At 63.5% G+C, this 24,850-nt stretch carries 28 protein-coding genes; 12 read left to right on the plus strand and 16 right to left on the minus strand.

Annotation, left to right across the window (positions count from 1 at the left end; genetic code table 11):
- Positions 1–8 precede the first annotated feature (8 nt).
- From FOY51_RS12655 to FOY51_RS12665, 3 genes are read left to right on the plus strand one after another with little or no spacing between them, the layout of a single operon-like run.
- Positions 9–1,160, plus strand: a complete 1,152-nt coding sequence (locus FOY51_RS12655; protein ID WP_149430597.1) for an ABC transporter ATP-binding protein — start codon at positions 9–11, stop codon at positions 1,158–1,160.
- On the plus strand, positions 1,157–1,855 hold the full coding sequence (locus tag FOY51_RS12660) for an ABC transporter permease (RefSeq protein WP_149430598.1): 699 nt from the start codon (positions 1,157–1,159) through the stop codon (positions 1,853–1,855). The genes FOY51_RS12655 and FOY51_RS12660 overlap by 4 nt, the downstream gene beginning before the upstream one ends.
- Entirely contained in the window at positions 1,852–2,574 is a 723-nt protein-coding gene (locus tag FOY51_RS12665) for an ABC transporter permease (protein ID WP_149430599.1), read from the plus strand. The genes FOY51_RS12660 and FOY51_RS12665 overlap by 4 nt, the downstream gene beginning before the upstream one ends.
- Before the next feature lie 61 nt (positions 2,575–2,635).
- Here the strand turns inward: FOY51_RS12665 and FOY51_RS12670 are convergent, their stop codons facing one another.
- From FOY51_RS12670 to FOY51_RS12685, 4 genes are all read right to left on the minus strand, one after another.
- On the minus strand, positions 2,636–3,841 hold the full coding sequence (locus tag FOY51_RS12670) for an NAD(P)-dependent malic enzyme (RefSeq protein ID WP_187776296.1): 1,206 nt from the start codon (positions 3,839–3,841) through the stop codon (positions 2,636–2,638).
- A 364-nt stretch (positions 3,842–4,205) separates the two neighbouring features.
- Positions 4,206–4,478 (minus strand): hypothetical protein, encoded by a 273-nt coding sequence (locus FOY51_RS12675; protein WP_149430600.1) that lies wholly within the window; start codon positions 4,476–4,478, stop codon positions 4,206–4,208.
- Entirely contained in the window at positions 4,479–5,093 is a 615-nt protein-coding gene (locus FOY51_RS12680; RefSeq protein ID WP_149430601.1) for a MarC family protein, read from the minus strand.
- Positions 5,090–5,965: a PHP domain-containing protein gene (locus FOY51_RS12685; RefSeq protein ID WP_149430602.1), complete on the minus strand. Its 876-nt coding sequence runs from the start codon at positions 5,963–5,965 to the stop codon at positions 5,090–5,092. The genes FOY51_RS12680 and FOY51_RS12685 overlap by 4 nt, the downstream gene beginning before the upstream one ends.
- Before the next feature lie 78 nt (positions 5,966–6,043).
- Here FOY51_RS12685 and corA point away from each other — a divergent pair, with 78 nt between their 5' ends.
- The gene (gene corA / locus FOY51_RS12690; protein WP_371830445.1) at positions 6,044–7,108 is read left to right on the plus strand and encodes a magnesium/cobalt transporter CorA; all 1,065 of its coding nucleotides are present in this window, start codon (positions 6,044–6,046) and stop codon (positions 7,106–7,108) included.
- Here corA and FOY51_RS12695 read toward each other — a convergent pair.
- A complete protein-coding gene (locus tag FOY51_RS12695) occupies positions 7,105–7,686 on the minus strand; it encodes a suppressor of fused domain protein (protein WP_235916291.1) in 582 nt (193 codons plus the stop codon). The genes corA and FOY51_RS12695 overlap by 4 nt on opposite strands.
- 60 nt (positions 7,687–7,746) lie before the next feature.
- On the opposite strand from FOY51_RS12695, the gene FOY51_RS12700 reads away from it, so the two are divergent.
- Genes FOY51_RS12700 through FOY51_RS12710 form a run of 4 tightly spaced genes read left to right on the plus strand, consistent with a single transcriptional unit; the run spans position 7,747 to position 10,063 of the window.
- Positions 7,747–8,223, plus strand: a complete 477-nt coding sequence (locus FOY51_RS12700; RefSeq protein WP_149430605.1) for a nucleotidyltransferase domain-containing protein — start codon at positions 7,747–7,749, stop codon at positions 8,221–8,223.
- Positions 8,220–8,390, plus strand: a complete 171-nt coding sequence (locus tag FOY51_RS27185; RefSeq protein WP_187776298.1) for a hypothetical protein — start codon at positions 8,220–8,222, stop codon at positions 8,388–8,390. Before FOY51_RS12700 ends, FOY51_RS27185 begins: the two co-directional genes overlap by 4 nt.
- Before the next feature lie 9 nt (positions 8,391–8,399).
- Positions 8,400–9,440 (plus strand): aldo/keto reductase, encoded by a 1,041-nt coding sequence (locus tag FOY51_RS12705; RefSeq protein WP_149430606.1) that lies wholly within the window; start codon positions 8,400–8,402, stop codon positions 9,438–9,440.
- Positions 9,437–10,063 (plus strand): phosphatase PAP2 family protein, encoded by a 627-nt coding sequence (locus tag FOY51_RS12710; protein WP_149430607.1) that lies wholly within the window; start codon positions 9,437–9,439, stop codon positions 10,061–10,063. Before FOY51_RS12705 ends, FOY51_RS12710 begins: the two co-directional genes overlap by 4 nt.
- A gap of 19 nt (positions 10,064–10,082) precedes the next feature.
- Here the strand turns inward: FOY51_RS12710 and FOY51_RS12715 are convergent, their stop codons facing one another.
- Complete coding sequence (locus FOY51_RS12715; protein ID WP_353961368.1) at positions 10,083–10,835, minus strand: SGNH/GDSL hydrolase family protein; 753 nt, start codon at positions 10,833–10,835, stop codon at positions 10,083–10,085.
- Between the two features lie 53 nt (positions 10,836–10,888).
- Between FOY51_RS12715 and FOY51_RS12720 the strand changes: the two genes are divergently transcribed.
- Positions 10,889–11,581: a metallophosphoesterase family protein gene (locus FOY51_RS12720; RefSeq protein ID WP_149430608.1), complete on the plus strand. Its 693-nt coding sequence runs from the start codon at positions 10,889–10,891 to the stop codon at positions 11,579–11,581.
- Complete coding sequence (locus tag FOY51_RS12725) at positions 11,571–12,416, plus strand: chromosome partitioning protein ParB (RefSeq protein ID WP_149430609.1); 846 nt, start codon at positions 11,571–11,573, stop codon at positions 12,414–12,416. Before FOY51_RS12720 ends, FOY51_RS12725 begins: the two co-directional genes overlap by 11 nt.
- Before the next feature lie 58 nt (positions 12,417–12,474).
- On the opposite strand, the gene FOY51_RS12730 is transcribed toward FOY51_RS12725, so the two are convergent.
- The 3 genes from FOY51_RS12730 to FOY51_RS12740 all read right to left on the minus strand — a co-directional run bounded on the left by FOY51_RS12730 (position 12,475) and on the right by FOY51_RS12740 (position 14,928).
- Positions 12,475–13,446, minus strand: a complete 972-nt coding sequence (locus FOY51_RS12730; protein ID WP_149430610.1) for a winged helix DNA-binding domain-containing protein — start codon at positions 13,444–13,446, stop codon at positions 12,475–12,477.
- A 211-nt stretch (positions 13,447–13,657) separates the two neighbouring features.
- Positions 13,658–14,200, minus strand: a complete 543-nt coding sequence (locus FOY51_RS12735) for a carboxymuconolactone decarboxylase family protein (RefSeq protein WP_149430611.1) — start codon at positions 14,198–14,200, stop codon at positions 13,658–13,660.
- Positions 14,201–14,358: 158 nt separating this feature from the next.
- Entirely contained in the window at positions 14,359–14,928 is a 570-nt protein-coding gene (locus FOY51_RS12740) for a TIGR03086 family metal-binding protein (RefSeq protein WP_149430612.1), read from the minus strand.
- A 322-nt stretch (positions 14,929–15,250) separates the two neighbouring features.
- Between FOY51_RS12740 and FOY51_RS12745 the strand changes: the two genes are divergently transcribed.
- Both FOY51_RS12745 and FOY51_RS12750 read left to right on the plus strand, forming a co-directional pair.
- Positions 15,251–15,922: a class I SAM-dependent methyltransferase gene (locus tag FOY51_RS12745; protein WP_149430613.1), complete on the plus strand. Its 672-nt coding sequence runs from the start codon at positions 15,251–15,253 to the stop codon at positions 15,920–15,922.
- Positions 15,919–16,683 (plus strand): TIGR02391 family protein, encoded by a 765-nt coding sequence (locus FOY51_RS12750; RefSeq protein WP_149430614.1) that lies wholly within the window; start codon positions 15,919–15,921, stop codon positions 16,681–16,683. The genes FOY51_RS12745 and FOY51_RS12750 overlap by 4 nt, the downstream gene beginning before the upstream one ends.
- Before the next feature lie 57 nt (positions 16,684–16,740).
- Here the strand turns inward: FOY51_RS12750 and FOY51_RS12755 are convergent, their stop codons facing one another.
- From FOY51_RS12755 to FOY51_RS12785, 7 genes are all read right to left on the minus strand, one after another.
- Entirely contained in the window at positions 16,741–17,127 is a 387-nt protein-coding gene (locus FOY51_RS12755; protein ID WP_149430615.1) for a hypothetical protein, read from the minus strand.
- Positions 17,120–19,261, minus strand: coding sequence for a hypothetical protein (locus FOY51_RS27385; RefSeq protein ID WP_214633095.1), 2,142 nt, complete (start codon positions 19,259–19,261; stop codon positions 17,120–17,122). The genes FOY51_RS12755 and FOY51_RS27385 overlap by 8 nt, the downstream gene beginning before the upstream one ends.
- Positions 19,258–21,090 carry a hypothetical protein gene (locus FOY51_RS12765; protein ID WP_149430616.1) on the minus strand — a complete coding sequence of 611 codons (1,833 nt, stop codon included), beginning with the start codon at positions 21,088–21,090 and terminating at the stop codon, positions 19,258–19,260. Before FOY51_RS12765 ends, FOY51_RS27385 begins: the two co-directional genes overlap by 4 nt.
- Complete coding sequence (locus FOY51_RS27580) at positions 21,087–22,517, minus strand: site-specific integrase (protein ID WP_149430617.1); 1,431 nt, start codon at positions 22,515–22,517, stop codon at positions 21,087–21,089. The genes FOY51_RS12765 and FOY51_RS27580 overlap by 4 nt, the downstream gene beginning before the upstream one ends.
- Before the next feature lie 155 nt (positions 22,518–22,672).
- Positions 22,673–22,840, minus strand: a complete 168-nt coding sequence (locus FOY51_RS12775) for a hypothetical protein (RefSeq protein ID WP_235916293.1) — start codon at positions 22,838–22,840, stop codon at positions 22,673–22,675.
- Between the two features lie 6 nt (positions 22,841–22,846).
- Positions 22,847–24,016 (minus strand): ABC transporter ATP-binding protein, encoded by a 1,170-nt coding sequence (locus FOY51_RS12780; RefSeq protein WP_149430618.1) that lies wholly within the window; start codon positions 24,014–24,016, stop codon positions 22,847–22,849.
- A 3-nt stretch (positions 24,017–24,019) separates the two neighbouring features.
- Positions 24,020–24,850: a carbohydrate ABC transporter permease gene (locus FOY51_RS12785; RefSeq protein ID WP_149430619.1), complete on the minus strand. Its 831-nt coding sequence runs from the start codon at positions 24,848–24,850 to the stop codon at positions 24,020–24,022.

Here is a 24,850-nt window from a genome sequence, read left to right on the forward strand (position 1 = left end):
GACTGCACGTGATCGAGTTCAGCAGCGTCACCAAGCAGTATCCCGACGGCACCATCGCCGTCGACAATCTCGACCTGCACATCGAATCGGGATCGTTCACGGTGTTCGTCGGCCCGTCCGGCTGCGGTAAGACCACGTCGATGCGGATGATCAATCGCATGATCACGCCCACCTCCGGCACGATCACCCTCGACGGGAAAGACATCTCCACTGTCGATCCGGTGAAACTTCGCTTGGGCATCGGCTACGTCATTCAGAGCGCGGGGCTGCTCCCCCACCGCTCCGTGGTCGACAACGTCGCCACCGTGCCCGTGCTACAGGGAACGTCACGGAGGGAAGCGCGCAAGGCCGCGCTGGAGGTACTCGAACGCGTCGGCCTCGATCTCTCGATGGCCACCCGCTATCCGGCACAGCTCTCGGGCGGTCAGCAGCAGCGCGTCGGTGTGGCTCGTGCGCTCGCGGCCGACCCGCCGATCCTGTTGATGGACGAGCCATTCAGCGCCGTCGATCCGGTGGTGCGCGAAGACCTGCAGAACGAGATGCAGCGCCTCCAGGGCGAATTGAAGAAGACCATCATCTTCGTCACCCACGACATCGACGAGGCCGTCAAGCTCGGCGATCATGTCGCTGTGTTCAGCCGTGGCGGCAAGCTCGAGCAATACGACGCGCCTCAGCGAATTCTCGCGGCCCCGGCAACCGATTTCGTGTCGGACTTCGTCGGACGCGACCGCGGTTACCGCGGGCTGTCGTTTCGCGGGTCGGGAGCCGTTGCACTGCACGAGATCCGGACCGCCACCGAGGCGCAACTGCCGGAACTGCGGCTCGGTCAGGGCGAGTGGGTTCTGGTGGTCAGCGACGCGGGCACACCTCGCGGTTGGATCGACGTCACCGGTGTCGAAGCTATCCGAGCCGGTCGCAGTGTCGGCGACAGCACGTCGGCCGGTGGGTCACTGTTCACCGCAGGAAACGATCTGCGGCAGGCGCTCGACTCCGCCATCTCGTCACCGTCCGGCATCGGCGTCGCCGTCGACGCGCACGGTGCCGTCACCGGCGGGATCGACGCCACCGAGGTGATCGAGCAACTGGCGAAGCAGCGGAAAGACGAAGATCGCGCACGCAACGAGGGCTTCTTCGCCGGTGAGAATGCGAATCAGCAATGAAGTACCTGATCAACAATTTCTCGACCGTCCTCGACCTCGCCAAGACTCACCTATATCTGGCACTGGTGCCATTGCTTGTGGGACTGCTGATTTCGATTCCGGTCGGCACGCTCATCCAGGATGTCCCGTGGGTGCGCAAAACCACGCTGACGGTGGCCAGCCTGGTGTACACGATTCCGTCGCTCGCGTTCTTCGTGACCATCCCCGGCATCGTCGGGCTCAAGATTCTCAACCCGCTCAACGTGGTGATCGCGTTGAGCGTCTACTCCACCGCCCTGCTGATCCGGGCTGTTCCGGAAGCACTCGATTCGGTGTCGCCCGCGGTGATCGACGCGGCCAAGGCGATGGGTTTCACGTCGTTGCGTCGCGTTGTGACCGTCGAACTGCCCCTTGCCATTCCGGTGCTGATCGCCAGCGTCCGCGTAGTCGCCGTCACCAATATCTCGCTGGTATCGGTTGGTTCGCTCATCGGCATCGGCGGGCTCGGCCAGCTGTTCACGCAGGGCTACCAGCGCGACTACCAGGACCAGATTCTTGCGGGCATCATTTCGATCGTGGTGTTGGCATTGGTCTTCGACGGCTTGCTCTACTTCCTCGGACGCGCGCTCACGCCATGGACACGAGCGGGCGCCGCAAAGCCGAGTAAACGCACCGCCAAACCGGCAGTCGCCAAGACGGCAGGAGCGGTCGGATGAGCCTGTTCGGTAGCGCCTTCTCCTACATCTTCGATTCGGCGAACTGGAGTGGCGCGAGCGGTATCGGCGCTCGAATTCTCGAGCACCTCTGGTATAGCTTTCTGGCAATCGCTGTTGCAGCTGTGATCGCGGTCCCGCTCGGTTTGCTGATCGGCCACCTCCGCAAGGGCGAGGCGGTGCTGGTCGGCTTGGTCAACGCGATGCGCTCGCTTCCGACGCTGGGCATCCTCACGTTCCTCGTGCTGCTGATCGGGCTGGGACTCAAGGCGCCGGTGATCGCCCTTGTGCTGCTGGGCATTCCACCGCTGCTGGCCGGAACCTATGCCGGAATCGCGAACGTGCAACCCAACGTGGTCGATGCAGCGCGCTCGATGGGCATGACGGAAAGCCAAGTCCTGTTCCGCGTCGAAGTGCCGAATGCGTTGCCGCTCATTCTCAGTGGCTTGCGCAACGCGACGCTGCAGGTGATCGCGACGGCCGCGGTAGCGGCGTATGTCAACCTCGGCGGGCTCGGCCGCTACATCTTCGACGGGCTGGCGCTCTACAAGTACGACCGCGTGCTGGTCGGCTCGATACTCGTCGCCGTGCTGGCACTCGTGATCGACGGCCTGCTCGCTCTTGCCGTGTGGGCAGCAACGCCGGGCAGCGGCAGGTTGCGGCGTACTCCCCCGGATGTGATCACGGCGATTGCCGCCCGTCAGAAGGCAGCCAAGGTATAGCCGAATCGACGAGAAAGGTCCCCGGCTCCGATTCGGAGCGGGGACCTTTCTTCGAAGGATTTCAGTCGTGCGTGACGCCTTCGGCCTTCGCCGCAGCGCCGACGGCTTCGGCGACCGCAGTAGCGACGCGGGGATCGAGTGGGCTCGGCACGATCTTGTCCGCGGCCAGCTCGTCACCGAGCACGTCGCAGATGGCGTTGGCGGCAGCGATCTTCATGCCCTCGGTGATTCGCCGAGCACCTGCATCCAGAGCGCCCTTGAACACACCGGGGAAGGCCAGCACGTTGTTGATCTGGTTCGGGAAATCGCTGCGCCCGGTGGCGACGATTTCCGCGTACTTCTGCGCGTCCTCGGGATGGATCTCGGGATCCGGGTTGGATAGCGCGAAGACGATCGACCGATCCGCCATCGACGCGATCAGCTCTTCGGGAATCTTGCCTGCCGAGACACCGATGAAGACGTCGGCACCGACAAGCGCTTCCGCTGCCCCACCGCTGAGGTCGCGGGGATTGGTTCGCACGGCCAGCTCGCTCTTCACCTCGTTGAGGTCGGTACGGGTGTGGCAGCAGATGCCCTTGGAATCGAGGACGATGACGTCGCTGATGCCCGAGGCGAGCAAGATGTTCGCGCAGGCGACCCCGGCGGCGCCGGCACCGGAGATGACCACCTTGAGGCCCGCGATATCGCGTCCCTGCACCTTCGCCGCGCCGGTGAGGGCAGCGAGAACCACGATGGCCGTGCCGTGCTGATCGTCGTGCATCACCGGGCAGTCGAGCGCCTCGATCACGCGTCGCTCGATCTCGAAGCAGCGCGGTGCCGAAATGTCTTCGAGGTTCACGGCACCGAAACTGGGCCGCAGCCGAATCAGGGTTTCGACGATCTCGTCGCTGTCCTTGGTGTCGAGAACGATCGGAATCGAGTTCAGGCCTGCGAACTTCTTGAACAGCGCGGCTTTGCCCTCCATGACGGGCAGGGATGCACGCGGGCCGATGTCACCGAGACCGAGAACGGCCGAGCCGTCACTGACGACGACCACCAGTCGATCGGTCCATGTGTAGCGCTTCGCAAGCGTCTCGTCTGTCGCGATTGCGCGGCTCACCTGAGCAACGCCCGGGGTGTACGCGATCGACAGATCGCGCTGCGTCTCGAGCGGAGCGGCAAGCTCAACGGAGAGCTTTCCACCCATGTGACCAGCGAAGATCTCTTCGTCGGTGATCTCGGACAGGTTGCTTTGGGGACTCGAAGACGCTTCACTCACAGCTGACACGATGGCACTCCTGCTTCGGGCCCACGCACTCGGGGCCGGTTACCGATGGGTAGATCGAGATTCGGATCGGATAGGCGCTGTTTCCGCTGGTATCGGTAGGCGGATCGCTGCACGATGTCCGGACTAAGGATGCCGCGGCGTGAACGAGCCGAACGGGTGAGTTCGGCGGCGATAACTCCCGCGTGCACTCCTGCACAGGGCGGTGGCCACCGGCGCAGGGACGCCACAAGTCTGCCATCGGCCTGCCACACCCTGCAATCGGATACCCCCCCCCCCCGCAGTCTCATCACGGCGAGGCTAGGCGGTGCCGATTACCCGAAAGTAAGAACGATCTCCGCAACGCGATCCGGTGACGGTGAGGCGGTCAGCCCCACCACTGACTCCACAGCAGCAATCCGGTCACCACGATCACCAGAGTCGACGCTGCGAACGACACGAAGCCGCCGCGCCGATCGGCAACCCGCTGCACGATCAGCACGACGACAGCAGAGGCGACGTGCCAGCCGATCGACTCCGCGCCTGGGCCGGGAAAGTTCCGTTCGTGGCCAACCACAGCGGCGCCGATGACCACCAGCGTCAACACGATGACACCGCCCGTCAGCAGACCGCTGAGACCACGAAAGAGCCTGACCAACAACTACGACACCTCGATGAATCCGCGGATCGACTCCGCTATCAACTGCACCGCGATCGCGGCGAGCAGCAAGCCCGAAATACGGGTAAGGAGTGTGATCCCACCTTGTCCAAGCACTCGGATCAACACGGTGGAGAACCTCAGCACCAGAAAAAAGACTACGTGAATGCTCAGGATCGCCGCCCCGACCGCGAGATACGACGAGGCCGAGCCGTGCGCTTGGCTCACGTAGACGATCACCGCCGCGATGGCGCCAGGCCCTGCCATCAGCGGGGTACCGAGTGGGACCAGCGCGACGTTGACGTCCTCAGCCCCCTTCGGCCCGTCGGTGTCGTTGCCGCGCAGCAGATCCAGCGCGATGAGGAGCAGCAGGAGTCCACCGGAGCCCTGCAGCGAAGGAATCCCGATGCGCAGATAGTTGAGAATCGCCTGGCCGCCGATGGCGAAAACGGTGATGACGGCCAGTGATACCGCAGGCGCCTGCCAGGCCGCCTTGTTACGCGCTTCCTTGCTCTTGCGGCCGACCAGACTCAGAAAGATCGGGATCGCTGCCGGCGGCGCCATGATGACGAAGAGAGTGATGAAGACCGTGAGGTAGAGCGTGACGTCGAAGATCATCGAACGTCTCGAGCCGACATCACCGGCACACCGGACGCCCTGTCGACGATGGCCTCGAGCTGATCGGGCGCGGTACCGAAGTCGCCGAGCTGAACCACCTTGTTGGTGCCGTGATAGTCCGACGATCCGGTGACGACGAGGCCCAACTCGACCGCAAGGTCGCCCAGCAATTCGGTGTCCTCCGCGCTGTGGTCCGGATGGCGTACCTCCAGCCCGCCGAGTCCGTGCGTCGCGGCCGATCGGATGTGGTCGAGCGAGAGCAGCCTGCCGCGTGACCGGGCGCGAGCATGCGCGATCACGCTGACCCCACCTGCCGCGCCGATCATGTCGATAGCGTCGTCGAGCGGGGTGTCGACCTTGTCGACGTAGTAGCGCCCCCCGGTGCGCAGCAAGTCGGTGAAGGCCTGGTCGACACTGCCGACGACACCGGCGGCCACGAGAGCGCGCGCGAGATGAGGACGGCCCGCGGTGTCGCCCACGTCGGCCATCACCGCATCCGGGTCGACGGGGACTCCGTCGGCCGCCATCTTCTCCGTCATCGCCCGGAGCCGGGTCACCCGCTCCGCCCGCAAGCGCTCACGTTCGCGGGCGAACGCCTGGTTGTCCGGATCGAACAGGTAGGCCAACAGATGCACCGCTACCGGCTTGCCGTCCGCACCGTCGCCCACGCACGACATTTCCATCCCGCGCACAAGTCGTAGTTCGGAGTCGGTTGCCTGTAGTGCAGCGACCGCCTCCGACCAGCCGGACGTGGTGTCGTGATCGGTGATCGCCAGCACGTCCAGACCTGCTGCAACGGCGGCGTGTACGAGCTCCGCCGGGGTATCGGTGCCGTCCGACGCGGTGGAGTGGCTATGCAGGTCGATGCGCACCTGTCCAGTCTCTCAGGAGCCGATCGGGGTTGGCCGGTGGGATCACGTTGCGCGCGTAGCATTCCTCGCGTGCCAACTCTGCCGCCGCTGCCGTCGTTGCGCGGGCCCAACCGAAGGCCACAGCGCCCCCGGATTCCGGTACCTGCATCCCGTGCGATCGTCGACTGTGCCGTGTATGTCGATGGCCATCGATTGCCCGGTAAGTACACGCACTCAGCCGCACTGGAGGAGGTGCGCAGGCGCAACGCCGGCTTTGTCTGGGTCGGTCTCCACGAACCCGACGAGGGTCAGATGGCGACGGTCGCGCAGACATTCGGTATTCACGAACTCGCCGTCGAAGATGCCGTCCAAGCCCACCAGCGACCCAAACTGGAACGCTACGACGACCTGCTGATCCTGGTTCTCCGGACCGTCAACTACGTCGAGCACGATATGGACACGGTCAGCGAGATCGTCGAAACCGGCGAGATCATGGTGTTCGTCGGGCCGGACTTCGTCGTCACCGTTCGACACGGCGATCACACCCAACTGGCCGAAGTCCGACATTCCCTCGAATCGATTCCGTCACGTCTGGCGCTCGGCCCGTCTGCGGTGCTGCACGCGATCGCCGACCACGTCGTCGACTCCTACCTCGAGGTCGCCCAACTACTCGAACGAGATGTCGAGGCGATGGAGGAAGAGGTATTCACACCAGGCAGCCACATGGGCATCGAGCCGATCTACCAGCTCAAACGCGAGGTGGTGGAGATGCGACGATCGGTCAACCCGTTGGCGAGCCCGCTGGCGACACTCACCAAAGAGCCCACGGATGTGATCCCGAAAGAGGTGCGGCGCTATCTGCGTGACGTCGAAGACCACCACACCCAAGTGGCCGATCGAATAAACGATTTCGACGAGTCGTTGAGTTCGCTGATCGACGCCGCATTGGCGAAGGTGGCAATGCAGCAGAACCTGGACATGCGCAAGATTTCGGCATGGGTAGCCATCGCGGCCGTTCCGACCATGGTGGCCGGGATCTACGGCATGAACTTCGATCACATGCCCGAGCTGCACTGGACCTACGGTTACGGCCTGGTTGTGGCGGTGATGGCAACGGTATGCATCGGCCTCTTCATTACGTTCCGGCGCAATCACTGGCTCTAAAGGGCATGGAGGACAGTGCGATTCGGATCGCGGATGTCGATGCCTGCCTCAGCCCACGCTTCGCGCAGCGCCGGCGCGCCGCGTAGTCGAACCCACGCCGCTTCGGTGCCCGTGACGGGAACAACTTCCAGGAACTGGACGGGGTCCGCGGGTTCGGGTACCACCAGATCCGGAATGCCGCTGTGCCCGAGCAGGACTGCAGTGAAGGGCGCGTCCTTCCACAGCGGCTCCCCCAGGTCGAGCAGGGCGTCGGCCACCAGCACCACGCCCTCCACTGCGGGCGCAGCGGCCAGGACGGCGAGGCTGCGATGAACGCCTGACGCAATCCCGGTTCCGCCGTCGAGGGTCAGGACGAGTTCCGCGCGCGGACCCCGATTGGGGTCGGCGACCATGTCGCCCGGATCGCCCATCGGGTGCCGCGAGCAGCCGAGCGTCACGTATCGCACCGGATCGTCGCGAAAAAGCAGGACGTCGAGCGGCTCCAGGCCGAGGAAGGTGACCGAGGCCGACGACGGTTCGGACCCACCGATCTGCGCGATCAGATGTGCGCGGACTGCTGAGACAACATCTTCGCTCACGAGTTCATCTTCGCATTCGGGCTTCGGCCCCGGCATTCGGTCGGATGATAAGGTGTCCTTATGACGCTGATTGCTGAATACCTCGGCGCACGACAGGCTGAGGATGCCGCGAGGCTTCGACGCGCCGTCGCGCTGCGCGCCATGGTCTCGACGGGCAGGACCCAGCGCGACATCGCAGACGCTCTCGGCATAAGCCAACCGGCTGTCAGTCAACAGTTGAAGGCGGCGCCGGATCTGAGAACGGTGCACCCCGAAGTTCTCGTCGAAGCTGCGGCACCCATCCTCGATCGCCTGGCAGCGGAGCGCGGGTTCACTCGGCTCGCAGTCTTCGGTTCCGTAGCGCGTGGGCAAGCTCGTGCCGATTCCGACATCGATCTGCTCGTAGAACCTCCGGCCGGAACCACGATAGGAACCCTTCTCGCGTTGCGCGAACTGTTCGAAATCATCCTCGAAAGGTCGGTCGACCTTGTTACCTACGGCGGCTTGAAACCGAAACTCGACGACGACATCCGTGGTGAGGCGGTATTGCTCGGATGAACCGAAAGACTGCCAAGGAGTTGCTCCACGTTCGAGACTGGCTCGACCGCGCGCAAGTGATCTTCGACCGCGGCAAGGACGCCTACCTCGCCGACGACCTGCTGCAAGAAGCCGGGGACTCACTGATGATGAAGCTGGGCGACACTGAGGTTGCGGCCTTGCGGTAAGCATGAGGCATGGACTACCGACTGCTCGGACGATCCGGATTGCGGGTATCGACCCTCTCGTTGGGAACAGCGACATTCGGCAGTACCGAATCCGGCGGCTGGGGAGCCGTCGATTTCGCCGAAGCACGGCAACAGATCGACATGTGCCTCGATGCCGGCGTGAACGTCATCGATACCTCGAACGCCTACGCGGAGGGGCGATCCGAGGAGGTCGTCGGACAGGCACTGAAGGGTCGCCGTGACTCGGTGGTGCTCTCGACCAAGGTGCGGTTCCCGGTCGGCGACGGCGTCAACGATGCTGGACTGTCGCGATTCCACATCCTGCGCGCAGTCGAAGACAGCTTGCGTCGATTGCGCACCGACCACATCGACATCTATCACGTGCACGAATGGGACGGCCAGGTCCCGTTGGACGAAACTCTGCATGCGCTCGATTCGCTTGTCCGCGAAGGAAAGGTGCGATATCTAGGGGTGTCCAACTACGCCGGCTGGCAACTGATGAAGGCACTGGCGGTCTCGGATCTTCATGGCTACCAACGGTTTGTGAGCAATCAGATCTACTACTCGCTCGAAAGTCGCGATGCGGAATACGAACTCCTACCACTGTCGGTGGATCAAGGGTTGGGCGTGATGGTGTGGAGTCCACTGGCGGGCGGACTGCTGACCGGAAAGTACCGGCGAGACAGCAGTCCGGAAGAGGGGCGGCACTTGGCAGGCTGGACGGAACCGCCGGTACGCGACGAGAAGCGCCTGTACGACACGATCGACGTCATCGTTCGGATCGCAGAAGTTCGGCAGATTCCGCCCGCGCAGGTCGCTCTCGCCTACCTGTTGACTCGACCCGCCGTCAGCACGCTGATCGTCGGTGCGCGCACTACCGAACAGCTCCGGCAGACGCTGGAAGCAGCCGACGTCGAGCTCTCTCAGGCCGAGCTCGACGATCTCGATGAGGTGAGTTCGCAACCGCTGATCTACCCGCATTGGCATCAAGCCGAGATTCCCGCCGGATTCCGCGGCCCCTCCGACGCAGTGCTGCACGGCTTCCGATGAGACGGCGTTATATCGCGATTGCGATCGTCGGTGTGGCGGTGACGATTGCCCTTCCCCTCACCTTTCCGAGTGGCGGTGGAGCGAACACCTTCGATAGTTGGGTTGCCGACCGGATTGCATCGATTCTAGGCAACCACCACACGACGCTGTCCGTGCTCGCCGAGCCGAGTACACCGCTTGTCGTCGTTCCTGCGCTGATCGTCGCCGCGATCTACGCGGCCACTCGCCTTCGACGCGTCGATGTGATCGCCGTGATCGCGGGTCCGCTGCTTGCCGTCGCCCTCAACAGTTTGGTGTTCAAGCCGCTGTTCGATCGACATCTGGATGGCTATCTGGCGTATCCGAGCGGGCACACGGTGAGTCTCGTTGCGGCGGAGACGGCCATCGCTCTGCTGATGCGATCGGCAATCCACGAGGCCGTCGTGGCGGCAGTCGGAACGGTGCTGCTGATCTGCGCGGCGATCGGGATGATCGGGCTCGGCTATCACCACGTGACGGACATCATCGGCGGAACCGGTGTAGGCATCGCCGTACCGGTCATAGTGTCCGTGCTGCTCGACGCCTCGAAGTCAGCCGCCGAACGTCGCGAGCCTCAGCGTCTCAGGCCTCAGCGTCTCCGCTGAACAGTCGTCCGTACCGGTGTCAGTTCGGGCCGTCTCGCTGTTCGGCCATCCCCCGTCGACTTGCCCCACAGGCGCCGCCAGATCCATGGGCCGACGAAGGCGCCCACCCACTCGATCTCGGTGCGGATCCGCCTGCTCTCGATTCGGCCGGTCGATCGTCGAGCTCCTGCGCCCAGGTGTGGTCGAAGCCTGGCAGTCCGGCGGCCTCCGCTGCGGCGAGAGCGAATCGCTCGTGGCCCAGCGACGATCCATGCACTCGGTCCGGGCTCCACATCCGCAGATCGGTCATCACCGGTGCATCGTACAAATCGACAAGTCGCAGGCCGTATTTCTGCCCACACTCCCTGATTCGCTCGTTCACCTGGTCCACCCGCGGACCCAGCGACTTGGCAATCGGAACGATGCGACGCACGTCGGGAAAGATCGTGGTCATCACCGTTGCGCCGGTCGCCGTCAGCCGGGCATAGCAGTCCTCCATCAGGTCGAGCGCGTCTTCCAGATCGGACCCGATGCGCGTGACGTCGTTCATGCCGATGCAGATACCGACCAGGTCAGGTTGCATCGCCAGGGCGATTTCCAATTGTTCGTCGCGCACTTCGGCGATGCGGCGTCCGCGGACGGCAAGGTTGGCGTAGAGCAGGTCCGGCGAGTCGTTCACCAGGAGATCGGCGAATCGATCTGCCCAGCCGCGCAGCCCGGATTTGTCGTCGCCGTCCCACAGTCCCTCTGTCTGGCTGTCTCCCATTGCGACGAATCGACGGTAATTCGGCATGACCGCAGTATTGCAAACGCCTCGGATACCATCGATCGAGACAGGAGGCAGACATGGTTCGCGTGCTCACCGTCTCCGATGAGCCTGTCGAGTCGCTGTGGTGTGGTCGCCCCAATTTCGGTGTCGACCTGATTCTCGGCGCGGGCGACCTACCCTTCGATTACCTCTCCCGGCTGACCGACATGTTCGACGCGCCGTGCGTGTTCGTCCCCGGCAACCATGATCCTGATCTGTCGGGCTACTCCACCGGTAAGGCCGGCTGGATGCGGGCCGGACTGCCCGCGAACTGGCCCGGGCCGGACGGCGCCGTCAATGCCGACGGTCGAGTAGTCACCGCTGCAGGACTACGTATCGCCGGACTCGGGGGCTCCATTCGTTATCGGCCGGGACCCAACCAGTGGACCGAAAGGCAACAACGGCGCCGCGCCCGCTCCGTCGCACGCTCCGCCACAGGGTTGCTGCGTCGGGTCCGCAACGGCATCGACGTACTCCTCACCCACAGTCCTCCACGCAATATCGGAGATACCGAGGATCCGGCGCACCGCGGATTCAGCTGTCTGCGTGAGCTGACCACGACGCTGCGGCCACAAGTGTTGGTACACGGGCACATTCATCCGCACGGCTTCCCCGGTCCCGATCTGTACCTGAGCGGCACCAGAATCTTGAACACCGTCGGCTACACACTCATGGACGTCACTCCCGGCGCTTCGACACCGACGATTGCGAGGCGACAACATGGCGCGTGACACGGGTTTCCCGGCAGCGGACGCCGAAAACGATTTCTCTCGACTACGACGCCGAGCCGAATTGTCGCGTCTCGTCGGATGGTTGCGGCGCCAGCCCGACGACGTGAATACCATCCTGCCGTTCGACGAGGTGGTGCCCGCAGTAGGCAAACTCGGTGAACGCCAACTGGGTCTGCAGGTGATTCGCGTCGATTCGATCGTAGGCAGCGTCGACCGCACACGCGACTTCGACCGGTACTTCCGTCCCACTTCCGCGCGCGTCCGAGAACGCTGGCAACGGCTCGCCGTGGCGCAACGACGCGGCGAATCGGTACCGCCGATTCAGGTATATCGCATCGGCAGCATGCACTTCGTGATCGACGGACATCACCGTACGTCGATCGCATTTGCCATGCACCGCACTACGATCGACGCATTCGTCACCGAAATCGTCACCCGTATCTCACCCGACGGAATCGCGCGGCGAGGCGATCTGATCACCAAGGACCACCGGCGCATCTTCCTCAGCCGCGTCCCGCTTACCGGCTCGCAACGCGAGGCGGTTCAACTGACAGACGCGTGGGCATACGCCGAACTGAGCGAGTGCGTCGAAGCGTGGGGCTTTCGGTTGATGCAAGAACTCGGCGAGTTCGTCGACAGACCTTCCGTGGCCCGACGCTGGTTCGGCGAGGAGTTTCTGCCGGTCGTTCGCATGCTGCGCGGCGCCGACATTCTGCGCGACCACACCGATGCCGAGGCCTACATGTGGATGGCGTGCGAACGCTATCGCCTTGTCCGCGAACACACCTGGAACGACGACATTGTCACGCAATTGACGGAGCGGGCACCGGACTGAGCCGATAATGTGGCTTTCCTCCCGGATACCGGGAGGAAAGCCACACTTTCAGCCATCGCTACCGGTGCACCCGCACGTCGAATGCGGCAGCCTTCGGATGCGCAAAGCGCAAGAGCTGCAGCCCTTCTCGCTCGACAGCGGTAGTCGCGCGCTTGGTGATCTTCCCGAACAGCTCGACATCCAATACCGCGCCCGACTTGCCGTTCCCGAGCACGCAGACACCGGCGGTCAGGCCGTCGACCAGCACTGCCGGTTTGATGATCCCGTTGACCGTGAACAACAGCGACTTATGTTCTGCCGTCATGAACCTGCTGCGATCGGCATAGGCCAGCAGCATGCTGTCGAACGGTGCCAGGATCCGCACGGGCGCAGTGGTTTCCACATTGGGACGGGGCGCATCGGGCAGGTCGAACAGTTCGGTACCCGACTCCGACTCGAAGACCTCGAGCTGCGGTCGCAGGCGGTCGAGAACCTCACCGAGCCTCGTGAGGCCGGACCACGCCTGTACGTCCAGCACGCTCGCCGGACCGTACGCCGCCAGATAGCGCAGCACCATGGCATCAGGGGCAGGATCGGCCGGAATCGCCTGTCCCAGCCAGTGATCCAGCGTGGTGAGAATCGGCTGACCCGACTTCCCCCAGACTCCCCGTGGCGGCACCTGCACCAACGGCAGCAGGTCTCGGACGCCGTGCGCCAGGGCCGCCGGTGTTCGATCGGGCCACGTCTGCGCGAGTAACGGCCGCAATTGCGCCATACTCGACGGCCGCTCTTCGATCAGCCTGCGCCCCTCTGCGGCCAGCGCATCGAAATCTATGCCGCGCAACGCTTCCGCATGCTCGGCGTTGGTCGACAGGTCGCGTCGCATGACGGGCTGCGTCAGCGGGCGAAGCACCATTGCATCGGCACCGGTCAGCAGATGCACTGTGCCGCGCATGCATACGATTCGCACAGCCGCACGCGAGAGCAGCAACTCCGACAGTTGCTCGGGTGCGAAGCCGCGGGATCTCTCGCCTCTTCGTGAGTGTTGCAGTGATACGTCTTAGCTGGCTGCTGGTCGGAGGTAGCTCAGTGTCTACTGAGTTGACCCCACCTGTGAGGCGGTGTACTTGAAACGCAGCTCGTCGTCTGAGTCTCGGGCGCCCGACACCAGGTGAGATCGTGCCTCGAATCCTGAGATCGTCACCGATGGGCCGGAGGGTCTTCAACCGCTGCCGATGAAGTATGGGTCGAGCGAGGCGGCGTCACGGTTTCGGGTGTAGTGCGGCGAGCGCCACCTGCATCGCGACGATGGTGTACCAGCCGATCAGCTGGGTCATCTCGATCAATGTTGGTTCGTCGTAATGCTCGCGCAGCCGGGCATAGAGAACGTCGTCCACGTCGATACGGTGCACCAATGCGTCGGCAAGTTCGATGGCGACGTATTCGGCCGACGTCCACAGGCCCGGATCGGGTGTGTCTGTGCGTGTGTCGGCTGTTTCCTCAGCACTGAGGCCCATGTGGGTCGATAAGCCCGGGTCGACGTGTAAGTGCCATTCGTAGTCGTTGCCAGCGGCGACGCAGGTGCGCAGGATGATCAGCTCGCGCAGCCGTGGTGGCAGTATTTCGCGGTCGAACAGACCGGTAAGCCCCAGGTGCCCACTGTCGACCAGATCCAGGAACAGCGATTCATTGCGTGCGACGATGCGATAAATCCGGGGAGGCCTCAGGCCTTCAGGAACGACGCGAGCGAAACGCTGCTGAAGCGCATCTGAATACGGCGCAGAAACGGGTGCGATTCGTGACATGGAACTCCTTCAGTAGTAGTTGACGTCACATCATGTGATTGCGGACTTTGTCCTCCGAAGGCGTACCAGGATTGGCGCTGAACCAATCTGTCTTTCGCGATCAGAATCACCGTCTTCACGCGGGTCGGAGCGTGGCTTCGACACCGGAGAGTTCGTCGTCAGATATGTGGCGGCGGGACGGCGCGGCCGGTCAGGGCGGCCAGCCTGTCGGCCGCGGTCGCGGTCGCGGGGGCGGGTTGTTCGGCACCGAACGGGCTACCGGTGACCCGAGGTGCCCGCCTTGGCCGAATCATCTTGTCCACGTAGGCGACCAATTTGGGATCGAGGTCGCGGGGCTGGCCGGTGGCGGCTGCGATGTCCCATGCGTGGATCGTCATCTCGCTCGTCCGCATTGTGACCAACACAGCTCCGGGCCGCTCACCCAACGGAGTCCGGTAAATGCCGTCGAGCACACCAGGAAGGTCGAAAGCCTCGCAGAGTGCGTCGAACGAATCCCGAAACGAAGCCAACGGCGAATCGCCGAGTACGTCTGCGGCGCGCTCTGGGCCAGATCCACCGGTCAACATCCCCACGAACCGGAGGTTGCCACCGGTCATGTGGTTTATCAACGTGCGCACATTCCACTCTGTGCAGGGCGTCTGGTTGCCGAACTGTTCAGGCCCGACCCCAGCGATCAGCTCAGCCGCCATCGCGCCGGCGCGGCGGTGCATCTGCCGCGAATCGACCATACGTCCCCCCTCTCGTTTCGGCCTCCAGGACCGGCACGTACTCGGTTCCGATTCAAGCCTATTCCCGATGCCCCGATGACCCTGAGTCAACTTCGCAGAACCGCAAACCGAACTCGCTCAAGTCTGGACATTCGCGTCGTCCGCCGCAGGACGAAGCGATGACACCGCGTAGTGATGGGACGCACCATTCACAGCGGCTAGTGGCCCGACGCGGTGGTTTGCTATGCAGTGGAGGCGATATGAGGCCTTTGGGTGCCCAGCGCCGAACCGCCAACGCCGACGAACAGGGACAGCCACAATTGACCCAGAGAGGACACAAATGGTGACTGAGCACGATTTCATGACCCTGACGCGTGAGGGCTATGACCGTACAGCTGTCGCTTATGCCGAGCGGTTCCATGACCATCTCGACGACAAGCCGATCGACCTAGCCATGATCACCGGCTTCGCGGGTCTGATCCGCCAGGGTCGCAACACCCACGTCCTAGATGTTGGCTGCGGGACCGGCGCGACCACTGCATTGCTCGCGACCTGTGGCGTGACAGTTACCGGGATCGATCTGTCCCCTAACATGATCGGGGAGGCCGAGCGAATCAATCCTGGCCTGCAGTTCACCGTCGGATCAATGACAGACCTCGACGCCGCGGACGGCAGCGCCGGAGGCGTCTGCGCGTGGTACTCGATCATCCACGTGCCCGACGAACATCTCGCCGGTGCGTTGAGCGAGTTCTACCGGGTGTTAGCGCCGAACGGCCTTCTGCTGTTGGCGTTCCAAGTCGGCAATGAACCCCGAGTACTCACCAACGCATTCGGTCAGGAAGTGAACCTGACCTTCATCCGACGACAACCACGCCAAGTTGAAGATCAACTGATCGAGGCAGGGTTCCGCATTTACTCGAGCCTACTGCGCCAGCCCGACAACGACGGCTTCGAATCGACACCACACAGCTACCTCATCGCGCAAAAGTGCGAGACAGAACGGTCACGTCTATGAATGATGAGTTGGCCCACGAAACCCTCATCGGAGTTCGCGAACTCATCGACACGTGGGGTGATATCTACGACCGGCGCTGGGGCAATCGGGCCACGTATCAGGAGCAGCCCGGTCTCGATTCACAAGTACGGGAACGCATCGATGAAGTTCGGACGCGCACAAAACTCGCCCATGACGTAGTCGTGGCAATGGGCGAAAAGGAAATAGCGGCAAGGGTTGTCGAACATGAAGAGGGCCAGTATGGGGGGCACCCGTTTACCCAGGCTCGCGTTGCGATCATCGAAGCCATCGCAATCTTGGCTCAGCGTGAAGAGTTGGCCGAGATTGTCGGACCGGCCGGTCCTCGACTTGCGGCATCCGAATTGCACCCAACGATCTGGGGCACAGCCGCCAGGCTGTGGGATGACGGTCATCTCCGGGCGGCAGTTCAAACAGCCGCTACCGCCCTCGAAGGTCTGCTGCAGGGCATCGCGGGCCCCGGTGTATCCGGCGAAGGTCTCGCTGGCCTCTTTGCGACGAGCGACCCGGTGAAAGGATCCCCGAGGCTTCGGATCCGCGGCGTTGCGCCAGCGTCGAAAACGTGGAAATCGGCCCATGAAGGCGCGGGTGCGATGGTACGCGGCGCTTTCATGGCTGTCCGCAACCTTGTTTCTCACCCCGGATGGCCCGAACCAAACTCCGGCGAGGCACTCGAAATGCTCGCTGTCCTGAGCTACGTAGCGCACCTCGTTGATCGCTCTGACGCAGTGTCAGTCCATTGACAGCATGGTTCCCAAAGATTGAAACGTGCACCTCGCTTCGCGCTCCGCCCGTCGGAACTAAACCTGGTGGACTTCATGGAAGTTCGGCGGCATGTTGGGTCGGGTGCGTTCTGTGGTCAATTCGTGGATGACCTGCGCGTAAAGACTGATCTGCTCACGTAACCGAGCGTTTTCGCGTCGTAGTCGTTCGTTCGCGGCTTCTGCAATTTTTGCCCGTTGATCCAACGGCTGGAACGCGGACGGTATTTCGTCGTGCGCACGGACGCGCCGTTTGAATTCGGCGGCAAGATCGGTGTGTTTGTGGGTAAGGACCCATCGTTTGACGTCGGCTTCGACGGCGAGTTGCAGGATGGTCAGTGCACCGGTCGATCGTTCGGGTTTGCCGTCGATGAGGCGGTTCGTGGCGGCCCGGATTGCTGCACGTTCGGCTGCGCTGTCAGCCATCCGCTTCGGCCTTCCACTGAATGTGTTGAGCAACAGTGTCTTCCAGTCGGTGCAGTTCGTGTCGGTCACGTACTACGCGGATCGGCGGGGCCAGCGGGTCATCAACGAGCAGTCGGAGCCGTTCGACGTCGGTGGCGAGTTCGTCGATGTCGCGGTCGGTGCGGGCGATGTTGACGCAGTTGGGTCGACAGTCCGACAGGTCTGGTGTGCGCCGGGTGTCGGTGTCGTCTCTGCTGAGGTGGCAGGCGGCGCGACGTGGGTCGAAGACGCAGGTCATGCCATGTCCTGGGTAGATCTGTAGGTCCGGGTTGGCGAGCAGGGTGCGGGCGTCGCTGGTGGTGCGTAGGACGTGTCCGGCGAATCGTTGCGCTGCGTCGACGCGGTGCCGGTAGGTCGCCGCTGCCGGCCCGCTCACGTATTCGCCCTCGTCGAGTCGTTCGTTTGCGGAGGCGAGTAGATCGAGCCGGGCGAGCCATTCCTCGAAGGCTAAGTCGTCCGGGAATCCGGATGCGTAGCTTCCGGCATAACCGACGGTCATCTGCACTTTCAGATGCCCGTACTGGATGGCGGCGGCCACGAGGCCTCGTGGTTTGCGGGCGATGAACCAGGCCAGTGTGCGCCGGAGGCGACGGGCGGGAATATTCGGATCGGTCGGATCGGGTGGGATCGAGTCGCCGCGACCGGTGGCTGCGCAGTAGGTGTTGACCCAGCCGATCATGTCGGCGATGTCGACGTTGATGCCGCCGGTGGTGCGGGCTTGCCCGGTGCGGAACTCCCGCGGCCCGGATTTGTGTTCGCCGAGCATGTGAGGGAACAACAACTGTTCGTGGTGCAGATTTTCCAGGACACCGATCGCGGTCGCCACGGGTTCCGCGACCACCCACGGGTCGGGACGTATCCGACCTTCCGCGACACTGCTACCGGTCTCGTCCCGCACCCCTTTCCAGTGCCGGCCACGAACGAGGAGAAGATTGCTGACCGGGTCTCGCTGCAGGCATCCTCGTTCCAGGGTGAGGATTTCCCCGGTCCGCATGCCGGATAGGTAGCCGATGACGACGAAACAGGCGGCACTGAGATGCCGCGCCAGACGGTGGGCTTCGCGTTCATCAATGGGCTGATCGCGCCATGGTTGCCCGTTCAGCGTGCCGGTGATCGGGATCAGCAGGGCTGCGCCTTCGCGGATCGTCAACCCGGACCGTCGCAGCATGTCGGTGAGGCCTGGTCGTTGGAGGGCCTCGTGTGATGTGTCGAGTAATCGCGCCAGATAGGACAGGTGGTAGGTGAGTTCGCCGTTGCGGCTTCGGATCCCGGGTAATGGACGGGCGAGTCGGCTGTACGCGCGGAGCAGTGTTTGGAGATCGTCGGCGAGGTCGCCGGGCTTGCGGCGCACGCGGTTCGGTCGCTTCCGGGTGGGCAGCATGCGGCGGTGCAGCCGTTCGTATTCGTGAAAGCCGGCAGTGATGTCGTCGGCGAACTCCTCGACGAATTGCAGCGACCAGGCCAACAGACTGTTCATGGTGTCCGGGTGGATACGTGGGGTCCGGATTTCTTGCCGGCGGGAGGCTTCGAGCAACCGGTAGACACGTTCACCGTTCCACGGCGGGGCCGATGGAAGGCGATCGGCTTCGGGAACGAGTGCTCGGTAGGCCCAAATCTTGATGACGGCGGCGAGGAGGTCTTCACGGTTGGCGTGTGTCGTCTCTGCGGTCTTGACGTGCACCAGATAGTCGTCGAGATCGTTGGCGGTCACGGCGGCGAAGGATCGACAGCCTCGGGAGACCAGCCAGTCGGTGAATGCGCGACTGAACCGGAACATGGTCGAGATCGTCAGGATCGCGGGCACTCCGCCATGATGTCTGTTCACCACCGCCTGCTCGCCACTGTGGTTGATCATCGCCCAATACACGTGTTTGAGGGGCACGAGGAAGTCGCCGTGTACCGATGCGAAGCTGATCGAGGTGCCGTCGGCATGCGGGGCGAACAATGCGGGTGTGAGGTGCCAGCGTTCGTCACCGAAGCGGGAGAGGGCGGCGGTGTCGGTGCCGGGTCGTAGCCGGCGGGTGTGAAGCACAACGGTGTCCGAACCCGGCAACGCATCATCATCATGAGCGGCGATGTCGGTGATCGCGGTCATCGCACGTCCAGGCTGCGTGCCAAGAATCGGGTGACGAGTTCACGCTGTTCCTGCGTCACCTGCGTCCGCGCCTCGCTGACAATGGTGTCGGGGTATCGGCTCATCACGTCGGCGAGTTGAGCGAGGGGCCCCGCGAATCGTTGCGCCCACCGCAATGGCGTCATCTCCTGCGATTTTCGCTGCAGCCTGTCGTGCACTTCGGTGATGATCGGCAGGTGTTGCGGGGTTGCTCGTGCGCACGGGCAGGACAGGCACAGAAGAAACGATGCTGTGCACGGTTGCCCTGCAGCCGCGTGTGGGCTGTGGGTGTTGTCGACACAGCCGGCGACGATGGTGTCGAGGCGGCCGCGGAGTAAGTCGGTGAGCACCTGCGTGGTCAGTCCGGTCTGCGCAGCGACCGTGTCCGGGTCCGTGCGGGCTTGTTCGACCTGCTCTGTGGTCAGGGTGCGCATCGCTGCAGTGCGTCGCGCTTCGTCGACCTGTTCGCCCAAGGTGGTAGCCACGATCTGCTGGTATTCGGCGAGGTTGCCGCGATGGCGTCCGAGGTAATCGTTGGCGAGGGTCTGTTCGGTATGAGCGACAGGTTGCTGATGCAGTTCGAGCCAGTTCATGCGCAGTCGGCGGCTGTCGAGACGCAGCGGAACCAGTTGACCGGCCTCATCGACCGTATCGCCGAGCAACCCGCTGGTACGGGCCCATTCCGCGATCACGTTGCGTCGTAGCCCCGGCAGGAACAGCATGCCGCCCTTCGGCGTGAAATAGGCAAACAACAGGTCGGTCCCGGCGCGAGCGCGCACCGGACCGCAGATGTCATGAATGACCTGATAGACCGCGTACGCACTGGACAGATCCAGCCGAACAGGGTCCGCCCGGGCCGGTTCGTGCAACGGGATGCTCATGTGCGCGTGCTGTCGGCCGCGGCGCGGTTTGATCGCCCCCACAATCGCGGTGCGGGAGGCTCCGGCATCGCCGTCGGGGCGATGATGGCGCGCCGGGAGGTTCCGAATCGTGGACAGGTTGTGCCCGGTCAGGCAGATGAGCAGCGCCGCCGCGGCGGCGAGGTCGTGCGGTGTGGGATACAGCTGGGCAAACAACACAGCCGTACCACCGTGCGCGGAGGAAATCTGGTGCCGTGAACCACACGGATACCGGGGCACCTCGTCGTGGCGATCGATGTGATCGAGTAACCAACCCCGTTCCCACCCATCTCGGTCGTGACCTCGATCGATCTCGCCGGCCCGCCAACGAGTCAGAAGAGCGCGGCCACCATGGATCCGGCGAACACACTCGCGCAGATGCGTTTTGGCCGCTGCGGTGACTCGGGTGTATTCCGCCGCGCTGTAGGCCTGGAATTTCTGTTGATCGCGGCTGACCTGTGTGCGATGCATTCGCGCCGCGAAATCAACGGGAACATCGCTCGCATGCCGAAGCAGGCTACGCAAGTTGATCACCTGCGCGCGCCGGTTCGACACTCGTTGGGCCAGCACATAGCCGTCCCAATGCGTGCCCCGAAGATGTGCCGGAGTCGGCGGCGGCCGGTCCAGTGAACCGAGATAGCGGGCGAAGGAACGCGCTGCACCCAGCAACGTACGCGCCGAGTCAAGTGTTCGGGCGGAGCCACTCGGCCCGGTTCCCTTCGCCAGCGCGGCAACCAGCCAGCCACGCATCGGGTCCGGCACCGGCAAATCGGAGAGGTCGAGTTCAGTCGGGCGTCCACCACGCTCGGGGTAGAAGACGACACGGAAACGGCTCTCGCCCAACGGATCATGCCGCTGCGGTGGAGCGTAACCATGGTTGGGGAGCATCGCACGACGGCCCTGCGCGCTCACGCGGTCACCGCGTCGGCCAGTGGATCCGTGATCACCCGGGGATCGGTTCGAAACAGCTCCGCCAACACGCTGTCCATGACCGCGCCGTGCGCATGCTCGATCAGCAATGACACATCCAGATCGCGGAACGGCTCCAGATAAGTGTTCATCGTGGTGGCAACATCGGCATGTCCGAGCAGCGTCATCACGAAATACCAGGTATCGCCGAACTGTGCGCGATAATCCCGCATCTCCTCGGCATCGAGATGCGCGAAACGACGCTCATACAGCAACCGGCCGACCGAGAACCACCGCAGAGCGAAGGAATGCCGCAACATGTGTGCGGTTGCCGCCAGCCCAACCAGGCCCGCCCGCTCGACCCGCATGTTCGCCGTCGCGAAGGTGTGCTGCCAACCGTGTGGCGCCCGCGGCAGACCGTCCTCGTTCAACCACAACGATGCGGGGGTCAGCACGCCAGCGTGTTCGTGGAATAGCCGCAACCGCGCAGCGGGGTCGAGAGCATCCAGCGACACAACAGATTTGGCGCCGCCACGATCGCGGAGTTCGAGCCGGCGGCCACCGAGTACCCGAACAACGATCCGCCGATCCGAAATCTGCTCGTAGCGTCCTTCCCTGCGTGCTCGCCGTACCGCTCGAGCTCGTTCGCCTTCGGTATAGGCGAGCGCATCGGTGAGTACCTCGCGGGGCATCCAGAAGCGACGCCCACGGCTGCCCTTCGCGCACGCCGCCGCCAACCGACACGTGGCGAACCCGCGTGCAGCGTCGCCGACAGGGAGTTCGATCGACAACACGCTCGCCCACTCCGACACCCGCAAACCGGTTCCGTACAGGCCGTCCGCGAAAGCCGTGTCGCGCTGTCCGTTTCGGCCGCGCCAGCCCAAAGCTTCGTCGCCGCGCAGATCCAGTCCGCGCAGCCCGATATCTCGCCATCGCCGATACCCGCCCGGATCCAGCCACTTCACATCCCGATCACGCACAACATGCGGGGTCGCTCGATATGCCTCGGCCGCTTCTGCGGGATGTCGGCCGCGCACCGTTGTGCGCAGCACAGGATTCTCCACACCGTAGCGGCGGTGCGCCCACTCGTAGAAACTGCTGATCGCGACCAGATCCGATCTGACCGTGCCGCCGGCAACGCGCACCGGGTTCGCTGCATCGGTCATCCGCCAGAACTTGAATGTATCGACCTGATCGGAACCTGCCTCGTACCAATGGCATTCGACGACATCGAGGAAGCCCAGCCACGTCGAGAGGCCGAACGCATACTTGCGGCGTGTCCCCTGTTTGCAGCTACGCATCCGAGGCGAAGCGAAGAATTCGTTCAACTCCGCCACACAGCGGCCATCGCTGCGTAGCAGAAACGGTTGCCCCGCACGGGTGCCGTGTCGCTGCGCCCACTCCGCCAACGACGGCAACCCAGTCAGCACTGGATCCCCGGCAAAATCGGAGTACGAACGGTCAGGATCGCACCAAAACACCTGCCACCGAGAAGGATGCCCGTCCATCGGGAATCACGGTATCCGCTACCGCCGACGTCGAGTCCCAGACCCGCAAATTGGATGCAACAACAACACTTCAATGGCTAGAGACCTGCCGCCCGAGCCCGCAACGCAAAGTACGGCGCCATCGGCGATTGGGCTTGCAGCCCGTACAGATGCTCGACCAGCGCCGCAACCGGCATGGTCGTCGGCTGCAGCAGGTGCTGGCGGGCAAGCGTTGCTCGGCCGAGTGCGCGGCCCGTCAGCACCATTGGCGCTTACAGCCCGAGGTTGGCTCCCGAGTGCTGATCGAAGAGCACAAGCTTGGCGGGATCGAACCACAACTCCACCGGCGCACCTTGTCGCGCCTGCGACTCCGCGGCAAGCCGGGCAACCAGCTGAGCGCCACCGAGATCGGCGATACCTGCGTCGGCGGCGAGTTCCTGCAACTCTTGCGACTCGACAGCCGGTCCCTCGATGTTGAAATACGCGTACTTGTCCGATCCCATCGACTCCAGCACATCCACATCGGTGGTAATGGTTGCGCCGGTGGACTTTTGGTAGGCATCGATCAACGCGGCATCCTCGAAATGCTCCGGTCGAATACCCACGACCACCTCACGTGACGCATTGTTCGACTGCAGTTTGTTGCGGGTCTCGTTCGGCAAAGGGATGGTGCCCACTGCGGTGTTCACGCCGTCGGCGCTCAACTCGCCCGGGATGAAGTTCATCGAGGGCGATCCGATGAACCCGGCGACGAACAGGTTCTGCGGACGGTCGTAGAGTTCCTGCGGCGCACCGACCTGCTGAACGATGCCGCCGCGCATCACCACCACTCGGTCGCCGAGCGTCATCGCCTCGGTCTGGTCGTGGGTGACGTAGACCGTTGTGGTGCCGAGCCGCTTCTGCAGCCGTGCGATCTCGGTACGCATCTGCACACGCAGCTTCGCGTCGAGGTTGGACAGTGGCTCGTCCATCAGGAATGCCTTGGGGCTACGCACGATTGCGCGTCCCATCGCGACGCGCTGGCGTTGACCACCGGACAGGTTGGCAGGTTTGCGATCCAGGTGCTGATCGAGATCGAGGATGCGCGACGCCTCGGCGACCTTGCTGTTGATCTCGTCTTTGGACAGCTTCGCCAGGGTCAGGGGGAACGCGATGTTCTCCCGAACCGTCATGTGCGGGTACAGCGCATACGACTGGAACACCATGGCGATGTCGCGGTCCTTCGGCGCCTTCTCGTTGACCCGCTCCCCCGCGATGCGCAGTTCACCCGACGAAATGTCCTCCAGGCCGGCAATCATGTTGAGGGTGGTCGACTTTCCGCAGCCCGACGGCCCGACCAGAATGATGAACTCGCCGTCGGCAATGGTGACGTCCACATCGCTGACCGCTTTGGCGCCGTCGGGGTAGAGCTTCGTGATCTTGTCGAGAACGATTTCGGACATCGCTTATCCCTTCACAGCGCCGGATGTCAGACCGGCGACGATACGACGTTGGAAGAACAGAACGAAGATGATGATCGGAATGGTGATGATCACGGCCGCGGCTGCGATCGATCCGGTCGGCTCCTCGAACTGCGAGCTACCGGTGAACTGAGAGATGGCTGCGGGCACGGTGATCGAACGCTGCGTCGCCGTCAACGAGATGGCGAGCAACAGGTCGTTCCACGCGAAGATGAACACCAGGATCGCCGCGGTGACGATGCCCGGCGCGGCGAGCGGGGCGATCACCTTGCGGAACGCCTGACCCGCGGTGGCGCCGTCCATCTTGGCGGCCTTCTCCAGATCCCATGGGATCTCACGGAAGAACGCCGACAGCGTGTATATCGACAGCGGCAGCGCGAACGTGATGTACGGCAGGATCAGTCCCGGCCAGCTGTCGAACAACCCGAGCGCGCGCTCGATGTCGAACAGCGGTGTCACCAACGAGATCTGCGGGAACATCGCGATCAACAGCGCGGCGCCGACCAGCAGCTTCTTGCCCGGAAAGTCCAGGCGCGCAACCGCGTACGCCGCCATCGTGCCGATCACGACAGCGATCACGGTGGTGATGAGTCCGATGCCGATCGAGTTGATCAGCGCGCTCGTGAACTGGTCCGTTTGGAAGATGCCCTTGTAGTTGTCGAGCGTCCACGACTTCGGGATGAACGACCCGTCCTTGATGGTGGCCGCCGACTTGAAGGACAGGCTGATGATCCAGACGAGCGGAATCAATGCGTACAGCAGGACGATCAGGTTGATGACGGTCCAACCGGCTTTGGTGCGAGCGGTGGTGGTCAT

This window comes from Antrihabitans cavernicola (genome assembly GCF_008297975.1).
Taxonomy (GTDB): domain Bacteria; phylum Actinomycetota; class Actinomycetes; order Mycobacteriales; family Mycobacteriaceae; genus Antrihabitans; species Antrihabitans cavernicola.